The organism is Ramlibacter aquaticus, from assembly GCF_015159745.1.
Classification (GTDB): domain Bacteria; phylum Pseudomonadota; class Gammaproteobacteria; order Burkholderiales; family Burkholderiaceae_C; genus Ramlibacter; species Ramlibacter aquaticus.
The window spans coordinates 21,031-35,919 of the sequence record NZ_JADDOJ010000041.1 but is presented as its reverse complement, the minus strand read 5'-3'; the positions used below and the strand labels follow the sequence as shown (position 1 = coordinate 35,919).

The following is a 14,889-nucleotide window of genomic DNA, read 5'->3' as shown; positions in this document are numbered from 1 at the left end:
CGCCCCACCTGGTGGCCCTGAACCCCCGCCTGGCGGCCGAGCTGGGCCTGGACCCCGCCACGCTGGCCGGCCCCGCCGGGGTGCAGGCGCTGACCGGCAATGCCGTGCCCGAAGGCGCCCGGCCGCTGGCCAGCGTCTACAGCGGGCACCAGTTCGGTGTGTGGGCCGGCCAGCTGGGCGACGGGCGCGCGATCCTGCTGGGTGAAGCCGACACGGCCGCCGGCCCGCAGGAGTTCCAGCTCAAGGGCAGCGGCCGCACGCCCTACTCGCGCATGGGCGACGGGCGTGCCGTGCTGCGCTCCAGCATCCGCGAGTTCCTGGGCTCCGAGGCCATGCACGGCCTGGGCATCCCGACCACCCGCGCGCTCATGCTCACGGGCTCGCCCGCGCCTGTGATTCGCGAGGAGGTTGAATCGGCCGCGGTGGTGACGCGCGTCGCGCCCAGCTTCATCCGCTTCGGCCATTTCGAGCACTTCGCCTCGCGCGGGCAGGAGGCCGAGCTGCGCACCCTGGCCGACTTCGTGATCGACCGCTTCTACCCCGGCTGCCGGGAGGGCGACACCCTGGGCGGCAATCCGTACGCGCGGCTGCTGGCGCAGGTCAGCGAACGCACGGCGGCCCTGGTCGCCCAGTGGCAGGCGGTGGGCTTCTGCCACGGCGTGATGAACACCGACAACATGAGCATCCTGGGCCTGACCATCGACTACGGGCCTTTCCAGTTCATGGACGCGTTCGACCCGCGCCACATCTGCAACCACAGCGACACCCAGGGGCGCTACGCCTTCGCCCGCCAGCCGGACGTGGCCTACTGGAACCTCTTCTGCCTGGCCCAGGCGCTGATGACGCTGATCGGCGAGGAAGAGATCGCCCTGGCCGCCCTGGAGACCTACAAGAATGCGTTCCCGCAGGCGCTGCAGGCCCGGCTGCGCGCCAAGCTGGGGCTGGAAGGCGAAGCCGAGGGCGACGTCGCGCTGATGGAGGGCCTGTTCCAGCAACTCGCCCAGGACCACGTGGACCACACCATCTTCTGGCGCCGGCTCTCCGCCCACGTGGCCGGCGGTCCGGTGGACCCGGTGCGCGACCTGTTCCTGGACCGCGCGGGCTTCGACGCCTGGTGGCGTGATTTCGCGGGACGGCTGCCGGCCGACCGGGCCGAGGCCGGTGCGCGGATGCTGCGCACCAACCCCAAGTTCGTGCTGCGCAATCACGTGGGCGAACTGGCCATCCGCGAGGCCCGCGCAGGCGACTTCACGCGCATCCAGGTGCTGCTGGACATCCTGCACGCGCCCTTCGACGAACACCCCGGCCACGACGAACTGGCCGGCTTCCCGCCCGACTGGGCGCAACAGATCGAGATCAGCTGCTCCTCATGACCTACAAGATCCAGAAGACCGCCGATGAGTGGAAGGCCCTGCTGGCGGCCAAGAACGCCGAGCCCGGCGCCTTCGACATCACCCGCCGCGCCGCGACCGAGCGCCCCTTCAGCGGCAAGTACGAGGCGGTGTGGGCGGACGGCAGCTACCACTGCATCTGCTGCGGCGCCAAGCTGTTCGACTCGGACACCAAGTTCGACGCCGGCTGCGGCTGGCCCAGCTTCGACCGCGCCGTGCCCGGCGCCATCGAGGAAAAGCGCGACATGAGCCACGGCATGGTGCGGGTGGAGACCGTGTGCGCGCAGTGCGGCGCCCACCTGGGCCACGTCTTCCCCGACGGGCCCACGGACACCGGCCTGCGCTACTGCATGAACTCGGCCTCGCTGGAGTTCCAGCCGGAAAAGGAATAATCGGCCCGATGAAGCTGCTGCTGGATTTCTTCCCCATCATCGTTTTCTTCGCCGCGTTCAAGCTGGCGGGCATCTACGTCGCCACCGGCCTGGCCATCGCCGCGACGGTGGGCCAGATCGCCTGGCTGCGCTGGAAGACCGGCAAGGTCGAGCCCATGCAGTGGCTGAGCCTGGGCATCATCGTCGTCTTCGGGGGCGCCACCATCCTTTCGCACGACGAATCCTTCATCAAGTGGAAGCCCACGGTGCTCTACTGGCTGATGGGCGGCGCCCTGGCCTTCGGCCAGCTCACGGGACGCACCTTCCTCAAGAGCCTGATGGGGGCGCAGCTGCAGATGCCCGACGGCGCCTGGCGGTCCGCCACCTGGAGCTGGGTGGGTTTCTTCGCCGTGATGGGCGTCTTGAACCTGTGGGTGGCTTTCCACTTCAGCACCGACGCCTGGGTCAACTTCAAGCTGTTCGGTGGCCTGGGGCTGATGTTCGTCTTCATCCTGGGCCAGGCCGCCTGGCTGGGCCGGCACATGAAGACCGGCGACGCGGGCGAGCCCTGAGCATGGGCACCGGCATCACCGCCCAGGCCCTGCAGGCCCGGCTCGAAGCCACGCTCGCGCCCACCCTGCTGGAAGTGATCGACGAAAGTGCGGCCCACGCGGGCCATGCGGGCGCCGACGGCACCGGCTCCGGGACCCATTTCCGGGTGCGAATTTCATCACCGCGCTTCGAGGGATTGCCCCGAGTCGCAAGGCATCGCCTTGTGTATGATGCGCTGCGCGATTTCGTCACGGCAGGGCTGCACGCCCTCGCGATCGAAACGCCCTGAAACATCCTGCTTTCCCCTGAAGGGACTCCTGCGAATGAAGCATTTCATCCTGTCCGCCGTGGCGGCAGCCGCCTTTGCCACGGCCTTCCCGGCCTTCGCCCAGAACGTGGCCATCGTCAATGGCAAGCCCGTGCCCAAGGCCCGCGTCGACGCGCTCGCAGCGCAGCTGGCCAAGGCCGGCCGTCCGGTCACGCCCGAGATGCAGGACCAGCTCAAGCAGGAAGTCATCGCCCGCGAGATCTTCATGCAGGAAGCGCAGAAGAAGGGCCTGGACGCCACCGACGACTTCAAGGCCCAGATGGACCTGGCCCGCCAGACCATCCTGATCCGCGAGCTGTTCAACGACTGGCAGAAGGCCAACCCGGTCACCGACGCCGAGATCAAGGCCGAGTACGACAAGGCCGCCGCCGCCAACGCGGGCAAGGAATACCACGCCCACCACATCCTGGTCGAGAAGGAAGACGAGGCCAAGGCCATCATCGCCCAGCTCAAGAAGGGCGCGAAGTTCGAGGACATCGCCAAAAAGCAGTCCAAGGACCCGGGTTCGGGCCAGAACGGCGGCGACCTGGACTGGGCCAACGCCAACAGCTACGTGCCCGAGTTCTCCAAGGCCATGGTGGCCCTGAAGAAGGGTGAGGTCACCCAGACGCCGGTGAAGAGCCAGTTCGGCTGGCACGTGATCCGCCTGGACGACGTGCGCGATTCCCAGTTCCCCAAGCTGGAGGACGTGAAGCCCCAGATCGCCCAGCAGCTTCAGCAGCAGAAGCTGGCGAAGTTCCAGGAAGAGATGCGCGCGAAGGCGAAGGTCGAGTAAGCACCCCGCCGCTGCCGCACCAGAAAAGGGCCCCACGGAGCCCTTTTTTCATGGCCGTGGCGGGTGTGCATGCGGGGGGCGCCGTGGCAGCCCGCCGCGCGGCCCCAGCCTCAGCGCAGCGCGTGCACCGCCTCCATCACGCCGATCATCACCGGCTGGTGCAGCATGTACCAGCTGAGGCTCCAGCGTCCCAGCCAGGCGAGCGGCGCGGTCCAGCGCGGAAGCCGACGCGCGAGCACGGCGCGGTGGTTCGCCAGCAGCCACTGCCCGGCCGCCATGCCCCACCCCATCACCGCCAGCCAGGGGAGCAGCGGCACATAGTCTTCCGTGATGGGCTTGCGGCTGATGAGGCCCAGCCAGTTCAGGCTGCGGTCGTTCAGCACGTCCAGCGCGGGCCAGTGGGCGATCAGCAGCGGGCCGCAGGCCCACAGCGCGAGGGCGGCGGCCCCGGCCAGCCACAGCCAGCGGCCCGCCCCGGCCGTCACCCGCGTGATGATCAGCATCAGCGCGATGCCGTGCAGCACGCCGAAGTAGATGAAGCTGCGCGGGAACATGAAGGCCGAGCCGGCGGTGACCAGCAGGGCGCAGCCCGCCACCTGGGCCCAGCGGCGCCAGAAGCGCGGCCAGCCCTGGGCCTGGTCCAGCGCCACCGCCTGGCCCAGCCCGGCGCAGAACAGGAACAGGCTGACGATGACCGTGCGCTGGGTGGTCCAGACCGGGTCGCTGTAGAAATTGGCGCGCAGCCAGCCGAAATGGTTGAGGTCGAACGAGAAATGGAACGCCGTCATCCAGACGATGGCGGCGCCGCGCAGGGTGTCGATCGCATCGTAGCGCTGGGACGGCATGCGGCGAGTGTAGGGCCGGGCGCGACGTCCTACAGCCCCGGCGGCAGCGACGTCCCAGAATGGATGGACGCAGCCCGGCCGCGGGTCTGCAGCCCATGCCCGACACCCGCTTCATCTTCGCCACCGGCATCGAGAACAGCAGCCCCACCCTGGAGGGCGGGCGCGTGCGCGTGGACGAGATGGAGAAGTGCGGCCACTACAGGCACTGGAAGACCGACTTCGCGCTGGTGCAGGACATGGGCATACGCTTCCTGCGCTACGGCCCGCCCCTGCACCGCACCTTCCTGGGGCCGGCCCGCTTCGACTGGGAGTTCGCCGACCAGGCCTTCGGCGAACTCCAGGCCCGGGACCTCGTCCCCATCGTGGACCTGTGCCACTTCGGCGTGCCCGACTGGCTCGGCAACTTCCAGAACCCCGATTTCCCGGCCCTGTTCGCGGCCTACGCCGGCGCCTTCGCGCGGCGCTACCCCTGGGTCCAGCTGTACACGCCCATCAACGAGATGTACATCTGCGCGCGCTTTTCCGCGCTGTACGGCTGGTGGAACGAGCAGCTGCGCAGCGACCGCGCCTTCATCACCGCGCTCAAGCACATCGTGCGGGCCAACGTGCTGGCCATGCAGGAGATCATCCGCGAGCGGCCGGACGCGATCTTCATCCAGAGCGAGTCCTCCGAGTACTTCCATGCCGAGAATCCGGCCGCGATCGCGCCGGCCGAGCTGATGAACGCCAAGCGCTTCCTGTCGCTGGACTTCAACTACGGCCGCCGGGTGGACTCGGAGATGTACGAGTACCTGATGGACAACGGCATGACCCGGGACGAATACCACTTCTTCCTGGACCACACGCTCAAGCACCACTGCATCATGGGCAGCGACTATTACGAGACCAACGAGCACCGGGTCTGCGCCGACGGCAGCACCTCGGCCTCGGGCGAGATCTTCGGCTACTCGGTGATCGCCCGGCAGTACTACGAGCGCTACTGCCTGCCGGTGATGCACACCGAAACCAACCTCATCGACCGGGGCCACGGCGAGGCGGTGCAGTGGCTCTGGAAGGAGTGGGCCAACGTGCTGCGCGTGCGCAACGATGGCGTGCCGGTGGTCGGCTTCACCTGGTACTCGCTGACCGACCAGGTCGACTGGGACAGCGCGCTGCGACTGAACCGGGGCCAGGTGAATCCGCTCGGCCTGTACGACCTGGACCGCCGCATCCGGCCCGTGGGCGAAGCCTACAAGCGGCTGATCGCCGACTGGCGCGAGGTGCTGCCGACCCAGAGCGTGTGCCTGCAGGTGCCCATCGTCCTGCCCAGCGAGCACGACGAGGCGCGCGCCCGGCGCCACCGGCGCGAGGTCCGCTTCGCCGGCCGCGCGCAGCAGGGCCGCGGCGGCACGGACGCGCCCGCCAACGCGGAGTCGGCCGCATGAGCCGGCCCTTCGACGGCCGGGTCGCGCTGGTCACGGGGGCGGCCGGCGGCATCGGGCTGGCCACCGCCCTGTGCCTGGCGCGCGGCGGCGCCAGCGTGGCGCTGCTCGACCTGCACCCCGACGCGCTGCAGGCGCCACGCCAGCAGGTGCTGCAGGCCGGCGCGCCGCGGGCCTGGGCCTTGGGCTGCGACGTGTCGGCCGAAGACCAGGTCACCTCGACGGTCGCCGCCCTGCTGGGCGACGCGGGCCGGCTGGACGTCATCGTGAACAACGCCGGCCTGATGGGCTTCAAGCCGCTCACCGACCTCAGCGGCGCCGACTGGCTGCGCATCCTGGGCGTGGACCTGCTGGGCGCCTTCTACTTCGTGCGCGAAGGCCTGCGCCACATGCCGCCCGGCTCGGCGATCGTCAACGTCGCCAGCGTGCACGCGGAGCGCACCACGCCCTGCGTGGCGCCCTACGCCGCGGCCAAGGCCGCCCTGCTCTCGCTCACCCGCTCGGCCGCCATCGAGGGGCGCGAGCGCGGCATACGCACCAACGCCGTGCTGCCGGGGGCCGTGGACACGCGCATGCTGCACGACAACCCGGAGGTGAAGGCCGGCGTGGAGCACATCAGCGCGGCGGAGCTGGGCCGCCCGGAGCAGGTGGGCGCCGCCATCGCCTGGCTGGCCTCGCCGGAGGCGGCCTTCGTGCAGGGCGCGGCGCTGGTGGTGGACGGCGGCCGGCTCAGCGCCCTGTAGCCGTGCCGTAGCAGCCGCGGTAGGCATGCCAGCTGGCATGCCCCAGCCACGGGCCCACCACCAGCAGCCCGCAGGCCAGGGGCAGCGCCAGCGAGCCCAGCACCAGCGCCAGGATCAGCGCGCCCCACAGCAGCATGGGGACGCTGCGTTCGCTCACCGCCTGCAGGCTCGCCAGGCCGGCGGTGATGGCGTCGGTGTCGCGGTCCAGGATCATGGGAATCGAGACCACGCAGGTGGAGAACACCAGTGCGGCGAACAGGCCGCCCACCAAGGTGTAGACGGCCACGAACTCCCAGTTGCGCGGGTTGAAGATGGCCGCCATCACGTGGGTGGTCGAGGGCATGCCGGTGTCGAAGAAGACCGCGAACACCACCAGGGAGGCGCGGCCCCACAGCAGTTCCATGACCACCAGCACCATCACCAGCATGCCCATGCTGCCCAGGTGCTGGTCCCAGCAGGTCAGCGAATCGGACAGGCTCTGCGGCAGGCCCGCCTCGCGCCTGCGGCTGGACTCGTACAGGCCCATGGCCAGGAAGGGCCCGAGCAGGAAGCAGCCCGAGATGAAGGACATGGTGTACTCCGGCAGGGACCGGAAGACCGCGCCCAGCAGCAGCGCCATGCCCCAGAAGCACAGGCCGTAGAAGAGGCCGATGCCGGGCGCGGCACGGAGGTCGCGCGCGCCGGCGGCCAACCAGCGCCAGGGGGCGCCGAAGCCGACCGCCTGCAGCCTGGGCGCGGGCGCCGCGGCCGGGACGCTGGGTTCGGAGGCAGCCATGCGGGCATTGAACGCCCGCCCGCAGCACCAGCCCATCCGTGACAACCCGCAAGGCCGCGCCGCGCCGCGGCGGCCTGCGGGCCGCGATCAGCCCACCCAGTGGCGGGCGTTGCGCCAGATCTGCATCCAGGGGCTGGGCTGGCTCTTGTCCAGGGGCGTCCAGCTCATCTGGATGTTGCGGAAGACGCGCTCCGGGTGCGGCATCATGGCCGTGAAGCGGCCGTCGGCCGTGGTCACCGCCGTCAGGCCGCCCGGGCTGCCGTTCGGGTTGAACGGGTAGGCCTCGGTGGGCTGGCCGGACCCGTCGGTGAAGCGCATCGCGGCGATCACCTCGGACGGGTTGCCCCGGCCGTCGAAGTTGGCGAAGCCTTCGCCGTGCGCCACGGCGATCGGCAGGCGCCAGCCCGCCATGTCCTGGAAGAACAGGCTGGGCGACTGCAGCACTTCCACCTGCGACAGCCGCGCCTCGTAGCGCTCGCTGCGGTTGGTGGTGAAGCGCGGCCAGTGCTGCGCACCCGGGATGATGTCGGCCAGTTCGGCCAGCATCTGGCAGCCGTTGCACACGCCCAGCGCGAAGCTGTCGCCACGGCCGAAGAAGCCCTTGAACTGGTCGGCGAGCACCGGGTTGAACAGGATGGAGCGGGCCCAGCCGATGCCCGCGCCCAGGGTGTCGCCGTAGCTGAAGCCGCCGCAGGCGACGAAGCCCTGGAAATCGGCCAGCTTCGCCCGCCCGGCCTGCAGGTCCGTCATGTGCACGTCGAAGGCCTCGAAGCCGGCCTCGCTGAAGGCGTAGGCCATCTCCACGTGCGAGTTCACGCCCTGCTCGCGCAGGATCGCGACGCGCGGCCGCGCACCCTGGAGCAGGGCCGGCGCGGCCGGCGTCCAGGCGCCTTCGGGAAGGTGCACGTGCAGCCCGGCATCCGTCCCGCCGGCGGCCGTGTGTTCCTGGTCCGCGCAGGCCGGGTTGTCGCGCTGCTGGCAGATCTTCCAGCTCACGCTGTCCCAGACCTGGTGCAGGTCGGCCAGCCGGGCCGAGAACACGGCCTTGGTGTCGCGCCAGACCTGCAGCTCGCCCTTGCCGACCTCGATCGTCGAGGCGGCGGGCCGGGTCTGGCCGACCACATGCGAATGACGCGAGAGGCCGTGCTCGCGCAGCACCTGCATCACCGCGTTGCGCTGGTCGGCGCGGACCTGCAGCAGCACGCCCAGCTCTTCGTTGAACAGGGCCCGCAGGGTCAGTTCGTCGCGGCGCGCACCCACCTGGGTCGCCCAGTTCTTGGCATCGCCGAAATCGGCGCGGCTGTCGCTGATGCCGTCGCCCTCGGTGACCAGCAGGTCCACGTTCAGGGCCACCCCGACCTGGCCGGCGAAGGCCATCTCGGCCGCCGCCGCCAGCAGGCCGCCGTCGCTGCGGTCGTGGTAGGCCAGCACCAGGCCCTGGGCGCGCAGCGCGTTCACCGCCGACACCAGCTTGACCAGGTCCTGCGGGTCGTCCAGGTCGGGCACGTCGTCGCCCACCTGGCCCAGCGATTGCGCGAGCACGCTGCCGGCCATGCGCTTGCGCCCCTTGCCCAGGTCCACCAGCACCAGGGCGCTGTCCACCTCGGCGTCCAGCTGCGGGGTGAGCGTGCCCCGCACGTCGTCCACCGTGGCGAAGGCAGAGACGATCAGGCTCACCGGCGAGACGACCTTCTTCGCGCCCGCCTCGGCCTTCCACTGGGTGCGCATGGACAGGCTGTCCTTGCCCACGGGGATGGAAATGCCCAGCGCGGGGCAGAGCTCCAGGCCCACCGCCCGCACGGTGTCGTAGAGCGCGGCGTCCTCGCCCGGCTCGCCGCAGGCCGCCATCCAGTTGGCCGACAGCTTGATGCGCGAGAGCTCCACCGGCGCAGCCAGCAGGTTGGTGATGGCCTCGGCCACCGCCATGCGGCCGGACGCGGGCGCGTCCACCGTGGCCAGCGGCGTGCGCTCGCCCATGCTCATGGCCTCGCCCGCGAAGCCGCGGTAGTCGGCCAGGGTCACGGCGCAGTCGGCCACCGGCACCTGCCAGGGGCCGACCATCTGGTCGCGGTGCGTCATGCCGCCCACGGTGCGGTCGCCGATGGTGACCAGGAAGCGCTTGGAGGCCACGGTCGGGTGGCTGAGCACGCGCAGCACGGCATCCTGCAGCGTCACGCCGTCCAGCGTGACCGGCTCGAAGCTGCGCGCCACGCGCGTGACGTCACGGTGCATACGCGGCGGCTTGCCCAGCAGCACTTCCATGGGCATGTCCACCGGTGCGGACGCGCCCTCGTCGGCCAGCACCAGCTGGCGCTCGGCCGTGGCCACGCCGACGACGGCGAAGGGACAGCGCTCGCGCTCGCAGAAGGCCTGCAGGCGCGGCAGCGATTCGGGCGCGATCGCCAGCACGTAGCGCTCCTGGCTCTCATTGCACCAGATCTCCTTGGGCGCGAGGCCGGATTCCTCCAGCGGCACCGCACGCAGGTCGAAGCGCGCGCCGCGGCCGGCGTCGTTCACCAGCTCGGGGAAGGCATTGGACAGGCCGCCCGCGCCCACGTCGTGGATCGCGAGGATGGGGTTGTCCTGGCCCAGCGCCCAGCAGTGGTTGATGACCTCCTGGGCACGCCGCTCGATCTCGGGGTTGCCGCGCTGCACCGAGTCGAAGTCCAGCTCGGCGGCGTTGGCGCCGGTGGCCATGGACGAGGCCGCGCCGCCGCCCATGCCGATGCGCATGCCGGGGCCGCCCAGCTGCACCAGCAGCGTGCCGGCGGGGAATTCGATCTTCTTCGTCAGCCCGGCGTCGATGGTGCCCAGGCCGCCCGCGATCATGATGGGCTTGTGGTAGCCGCGGGCGATGTCCGCCTGCTGCTCGTACTCGCGGAAATAGCCCAGCAGGTTGGGCCGGCCGAATTCGTTGTTGAAGGCCGCGCCGCCCAGCGGGCCCTCGACCATGATCTGCAGCGGGCTCGCGATGTGCGCCGGCTTGCCCTCGGCCTGGTCGGACCAGCCGCCCCAGAGCTTGGACACGGTGAAGCCGGTGAGGCCCGCCTTGGGCTTGGAGCCGCGGCCCGTGGCGCCCTCGTCGCGGATCTCGCCGCCGGCGCCCGTGGAGGCGCCCGGGAAGGGCGAGATGGCCGTCGGGTGGTTGTGCGTCTCCACCTTCATCAGCACGTGGTGCAGGGCCTCTTCGCGGGTGTACGCCGGGGCGCCCTCGCCGCGCGCCACGAAGCGCTCGACGGTGCCGCCTTCGATCACCGAGGCGTTGTCCGAGTAGGCCACCACGGTGTGCTGCGGCGCCTGCTGGTGCGTGTGGCGGATCATGGCGAACATGCTCTGCGCCTGCGCCTGGCCGTCGATGGTGAAGCCGGCGTTGAAGATCTTGTGCCGGCAGTGCTCGCTGTTGGCCTGCGCGAACATCATCAGTTCGACGTCGGTCGGGTTGCGGCCCAGCTTGCGGAAGGCCTCCAGCAGGTAGTCGATCTCGTCGCTGGCCAGGGCCAGGCCGAACTGGCGGTCAGCCTGCTCCAGCGCGGCGCGGCCGCCGCCCAGCACGTCCACGGTCTCCATGGGCTGGGGCGACAGCTCCGTGAACAGCGCATGCGCCTGGTCGCGGCTGAAGAGCGCGTTCTCCGTCATGCGGTCGTGCAGCAGTCCGGCCAGCGCCGGCAGCCTGTCGGCCGGTAGGCTGCCCTTGCCCAGCAGGCCACCCCGCACCGCGACCCGGAACTCGGTGATGCGCTCGACCCGGTGCACCGCGATGCCGCAGTTGCGCGCGATGTCGGTCGCCTTGGACGCCCAGGGCGAGACGGTACCCAGCCGGGGCGTCACCACCACCAGCGCGCCGTCCGCCTCGGCCGGCGCGGCCGGGCCGTAGCGCAACAGGGCCGCCAGGCGGTCGCGGTCGGCGGGCGCCAGCGGCCGGTCCGTGGCGACCAGGTGGACGAAACGGGCCGACAGGCCGCTGACCCGGTCGTGCACGGCCTGCAGGCGCGGGAGCAGTTGCTGGACGCGGAAGTCGCTGAGGGCGCTGCCGCCCTCGAACTCGGTGATGTGGAGGGTCACGGATGAAGCCTGGTGAAGGGCGCGGCGCCGCTGACTGGGGCCCCGCGGGGTCAACCCGGGATTTTACCTGCGGCCCGAAAGGGATACTGGGATAATCCCGGACCATGAGCATCACGTACAAGGACGCCGAAGGCATCCAGGGCATGCGCACCGCCGGCCGCCTGGCCGCCGAGGTGCTGGACTACATCACGCCGTTCATCAAGCCCGGCATCACCACCCGCGAAATCGACCGGCTGGCCGCCGAGTGCATGGCCACCCAGGGCTCGGTGTCCGCGACCCTGGGCTACCAGCCGCCCGGCTACCCGCCCTACCCCGCCTCGCTGTGCACCTCGGTCAACCACGTGGTCTGCCACGGCATCCCGAACGACAAGCCGCTGAAGAAGGGCGACATCGTCAACGTCGACGTCACCGTCATCAAGGACGGCTGGTACGGCGACACCTCGCGCATGTTCATGGTCGGCGAGGTCTCCATCGCCGCCAAGCGCCTGTGCGCCATCACCTTCGACGCCATGTGGCAGGGCATCATGCGGGTCAAGCCCGGCGTGCGACTGGGCGACATCGGGCACGCGATCCAGAAGTTCGCCGAGGGCCAGGGCTTCTCGGTGGTGCGGGAGTTCTGCGGCCACGGCATCGGCCGGCGCTTCCACGAAGAGCCGCAGGTGCTGCACTACGGCAAGCCCGGCACGCTGGAGGAACTGCAGCCCGGCATGACCTTCACCATCGAGCCCATGATCAACGCCGGTCGCAAGGAAGTGAAGGAACACGGGAACGACGGCTGGACCATCGTCACCAAGGACCACTCCCTGTCGGCCCAGTGGGAGCACACCGTGCTGGTCACCGAGACCGGCTACGAGGTGCTGACGCTGTCCGAGCACTGCCCCAAGCCGCCCGCCTTCGTGAACGCATGAGGCAGGCGGCGGTCATGACCCGCGAGACGGCGCCCCGGCCCGGCCTGGCCCATGGCTGAAGCCCCCCTGTCCACCGCGCTGGCGGTGGCACCGCCCACGCCAGCGACGCCGCAGGCGATCCGCGAGGCCTACAAGCGCAGCAAGGCGGCGCTGCTGGAGCAGTTGCGCGGCCCCGGCAGTTCCACCCGCGGCATCCACACCCTGCTGGCCCGGCTGGCCCGCGAATGCGACGCGGTGCTGCGCCAGCTCTGGGACGCCGCCGGCCTGCCGGCGGGTTTCGCCCTGGTGGCGGTGGGCGGCTACGGCCGCGGCGAGCTGTTCCCCCACTCCGACGTGGACGTGCTGGTGCTCATGCCCGACGGCGCCTCCTGCGAGTCCGACGAGGGGCTGCGCGGGCGCATCGAGCAGTTCATCGGCCAGTGCTGGGACGTGGGCCTGGAGATCGGCTCCAGCGTGCGCACCGTGGACGAATGCGTGGCCCAGTCGCAGGCCGACGTGACGGTGCAGACCTCGCTCCTGGAGTCGCGCCTTCTGGCCGGCGACCCGCGCCTGTTCACCCGCTTCCAGAAGGCCTTCGCCGCCGCCCTGGACCCGCGCGCCTTCTTCGTCGCCAAGACGCTGGAGATGCGCCAGCGGCACACCAAGTTCGAGAACACCCCCTACTCCCTGGAGCCCAACTGCAAGGAGTCACCCGGCGGCCTGCGCGACCTGCAGGTCATCCTGTGGGTGGCCCGTGCCGCGGGCCTGGGCCGCAGCTGGGACGAACTGGCCCGCAAGGGCCTGGCGACCGCCTTCGAGGCGCGCCAGATCAAGCGCAACGAGGCCCTCCTGAGCCTGATCCGCGCCCGCCTGCACCTGCTGGCCAGGCGCCGGGAAGACCGCCTGGTCTTCGACCTGCAGACGGTGGTGGCGGAGTCCTTCGGCTACAGCAACGAAGTGGCCCCCAACGGGCGCATCGTCAGCCGCGCCAGCGAGGTGCTGATGAAGCGCTTCTACTGGGCCGCCAAGGCGGTGGCGCAGCTCAACCAGATCCTGCTGCTGAACATCGAGGAGCGCCTGAACCCCTCCGGGCAGGAACCGCAGCCCATCAACGAGCGCTTCCTGAACAAGGCCGGCATGCTGGAGGTCGCGAGCGACGACCTGTACCTGCAGAAGCCGCAGGCCATCCTGGAGACCTTCCTGCTGTACCAGACCACGGTGGGCGTGAAGGGCTTGTCGGCGCGCACGCTGCGGGCGCTCTACAACGCGCGCCAGGTGATGGACGCGAAGTTCCGGCGCGACCCGGTGAACCGGGCCACCTTCCGCGCCATGCTCACGGCGCCCGAAGGCATCACGCACGCGATGCGGCTGATGAACCAGACCTCGGTGCTGGGCCGCTACCTGTGGGTGTTCCGCCGCATCGTGGGCCAGATGCAGCACGACCTGTTCCACGTCTACACCGTGGACCAGCACATCCTGATGGTGCTGCGCAACGTGCGCCGCTTCTTCATCGCCGAGCACGCCCACGAGTACCCCTTCTGCTCGCAGCTGGCGGCGGGCTGGGACCGGCCCTACGTGCTCTACATCGCGGCGCTGTTCCACGACATCGCCAAGGGCCGGGGCGGCGACCACTCCGAGCTCGGCAGCCACGAAGTGCGCAGCTTCTGCCGCCTGCACGGCTTTCCGAAGGAGGATGCGGCGCTCATCGAGTTCCTGGTGCGCGAGCACCTGACCATGAGCCGCATCGCGCAGAAGGAAGACCTGAGCAACCCGGCGGTGATCCAGGCCTTCGCCGAGCGCGTGGGCAACGAGCGCTACCTGACGGCGCTGTACCTGCTCACGGTGGCGGACATCCGGGGCACCAGCCCCAAGGTGTGGAACGCCTGGAAGGGCAAGCTGCTGGAGGACCTGTTCCGCTACACCAGCCGCCTGCTGGGCGGCTCGGCGCCCGACCCGGACGCCGAGATCGAGGCCCGCAAGCGCGAGGCGCTGGTGCAGCTGGGCCTGTACGCCCTGCCCTTCGAGGGCCACAAGAAGCTCTGGGACACGCTGGATGTGCGCTACTTCATGCGGCACGACCCGGGCGACATCGTCTGGCACACCCGCCACCTGGCCCGGCACGCCGGCGGCCCCCGGCCCATCGTGCGGGCGCGGCTCTCGCCCGTGGGCGAGGGCCTGCAGGTGCTGGTCTACACCCCCGACCAGCCCGACCTGTTCGCCCGCATCTGCGGCTATTTCGAGCAGGCCGGCTTCAGCATCCTGGACGCCAAGGTCCACACCGCCGCTGACGGCCATGCGCTGGACACCTTCCAGGTCGTCAGCGCCATGGTGCCCGAGCACCACCGCGAGCTGATCAGCATGGTGGAGGCCGAGCTGCCGCATGTGATCGACGCCGCCGGGCCGCTGCCGGCGCCCAGCCGCGGCCGCGTGTCGCGGCGCGTGAAGAGCTTCCCCATCGCGCCCCGCGTCAGCCTGACGCCCGACGAGAAAGCCCAGCGCTGGGTGCTCTCCATCTCCGCCAGCGACCGCGTGGGCCTGCTCTACAGCGTCGCGCGCGTGCTGGCGCGGCACAAGATCAACCTGCAGATGGCCAAGGTCTCCACCCTGGGCGAGCGCGTGGAGGATACCTTCCTGGTGGACGGCCCCGAGCTGCAGCAGAACCGCCGGCAGATCGAGATCGAGACCGAGCTGCTGGAGGCACTGGCCGAGGCCTGAGCACCGCCGGGGTCAGCCCCCGGC

At 70.4% G+C, this 14,889-nt stretch carries 12 protein-coding genes; 9 read left to right on the top strand and 3 right to left on the bottom strand.

Going from position 1 to position 14,889, the window contains the following annotated elements; genetic code table 11:
- The 5 genes from IM725_RS11420 to IM725_RS11400 form a co-directional block, all read left to right on the top strand.
- Positions 1-1,373: protein adenylyltransferase SelO (locus IM725_RS11420; protein WP_193780722.1), on the top strand; the 1,373-nt coding region annotated here is incomplete at its 5' end.
- Complete coding sequence (gene msrB, locus IM725_RS11415; RefSeq protein WP_193780721.1) at positions 1,370-1,783, top strand: peptide-methionine (R)-S-oxide reductase MsrB; 414 nt, start codon at positions 1,370-1,372, stop codon at positions 1,781-1,783. The genes IM725_RS11420 and msrB, both read left to right, overlap by 4 nt.
- A gap of 8 nt (positions 1,784-1,791) precedes the next feature.
- A complete protein-coding gene (locus tag IM725_RS11410; protein ID WP_193780720.1) occupies positions 1,792-2,334 on the top strand; it encodes a septation protein A in 543 nt (180 codons plus the stop codon).
- A gap of 2 nt (positions 2,335-2,336) precedes the next feature.
- Positions 2,337-2,603, top strand: a complete 267-nt coding sequence (locus IM725_RS11405) for a BolA family protein (RefSeq protein ID WP_193780719.1) — start codon at positions 2,337-2,339, stop codon at positions 2,601-2,603.
- 34 nt (positions 2,604-2,637) lie between these two features.
- Entirely contained in the window at positions 2,638-3,417 is a 780-nt protein-coding gene (locus IM725_RS11400) for a peptidylprolyl isomerase (protein WP_193780718.1), read from the top strand.
- 110 nt (positions 3,418-3,527) lie between these two features.
- Here the strand turns inward: IM725_RS11400 and IM725_RS11395 are convergent, their stop codons facing one another.
- Positions 3,528-4,262 (bottom strand): DUF1624 domain-containing protein, encoded by a 735-nt coding sequence (locus tag IM725_RS11395; protein WP_193780717.1) that lies wholly within the window; start codon positions 4,260-4,262, stop codon positions 3,528-3,530.
- Positions 4,263-4,357: 95 nt separating this feature from the next.
- On the opposite strand from IM725_RS11395, the gene IM725_RS11390 reads away from it, so the two are divergent.
- Together IM725_RS11390 and IM725_RS11385 are read left to right on the top strand one after the other, a co-directional pair.
- Positions 4,358-5,686: a family 1 glycosylhydrolase gene (locus IM725_RS11390; protein ID WP_193780716.1), complete on the top strand. Its 1,329-nt coding sequence runs from the start codon at positions 4,358-4,360 to the stop codon at positions 5,684-5,686.
- Entirely contained in the window at positions 5,683-6,426 is a 744-nt protein-coding gene (locus IM725_RS11385) for an SDR family NAD(P)-dependent oxidoreductase (RefSeq protein WP_193780715.1), read from the top strand. The genes IM725_RS11390 and IM725_RS11385 overlap by 4 nt, the downstream gene beginning before the upstream one ends.
- Here IM725_RS11385 and IM725_RS11380 read toward each other — a convergent pair.
- Together IM725_RS11380 and purL are read right to left on the bottom strand one after the other, a co-directional pair.
- Positions 6,413-7,201, bottom strand: a complete 789-nt coding sequence (locus tag IM725_RS11380; RefSeq protein ID WP_193780714.1) for a DUF2189 domain-containing protein — start codon at positions 7,199-7,201, stop codon at positions 6,413-6,415. The two genes, IM725_RS11385 and IM725_RS11380, sit on opposite strands and share 14 nt — an antisense overlap.
- Before the next feature lie 87 nt (positions 7,202-7,288).
- Entirely contained in the window at positions 7,289-11,263 is a 3,975-nt protein-coding gene (gene purL / locus IM725_RS11375) for a phosphoribosylformylglycinamidine synthase (RefSeq protein WP_193780713.1), read from the bottom strand.
- Positions 11,264-11,367: 104 nt separating this feature from the next.
- Between purL and map the strand changes: the two genes are divergently transcribed.
- Positions 11,368-12,171 carry a type I methionyl aminopeptidase gene (gene map / locus IM725_RS11370; RefSeq protein WP_193780712.1) on the top strand — a complete coding sequence of 268 codons (804 nt, stop codon included), beginning with the start codon at positions 11,368-11,370 and terminating at the stop codon, positions 12,169-12,171.
- A gap of 51 nt (positions 12,172-12,222) precedes the next feature.
- Entirely contained in the window at positions 12,223-14,865 is a 2,643-nt protein-coding gene (locus IM725_RS11365; protein WP_193780711.1) for a [protein-PII] uridylyltransferase, read from the top strand.
- Positions 14,866-14,889 lie beyond the last annotated feature (24 nt).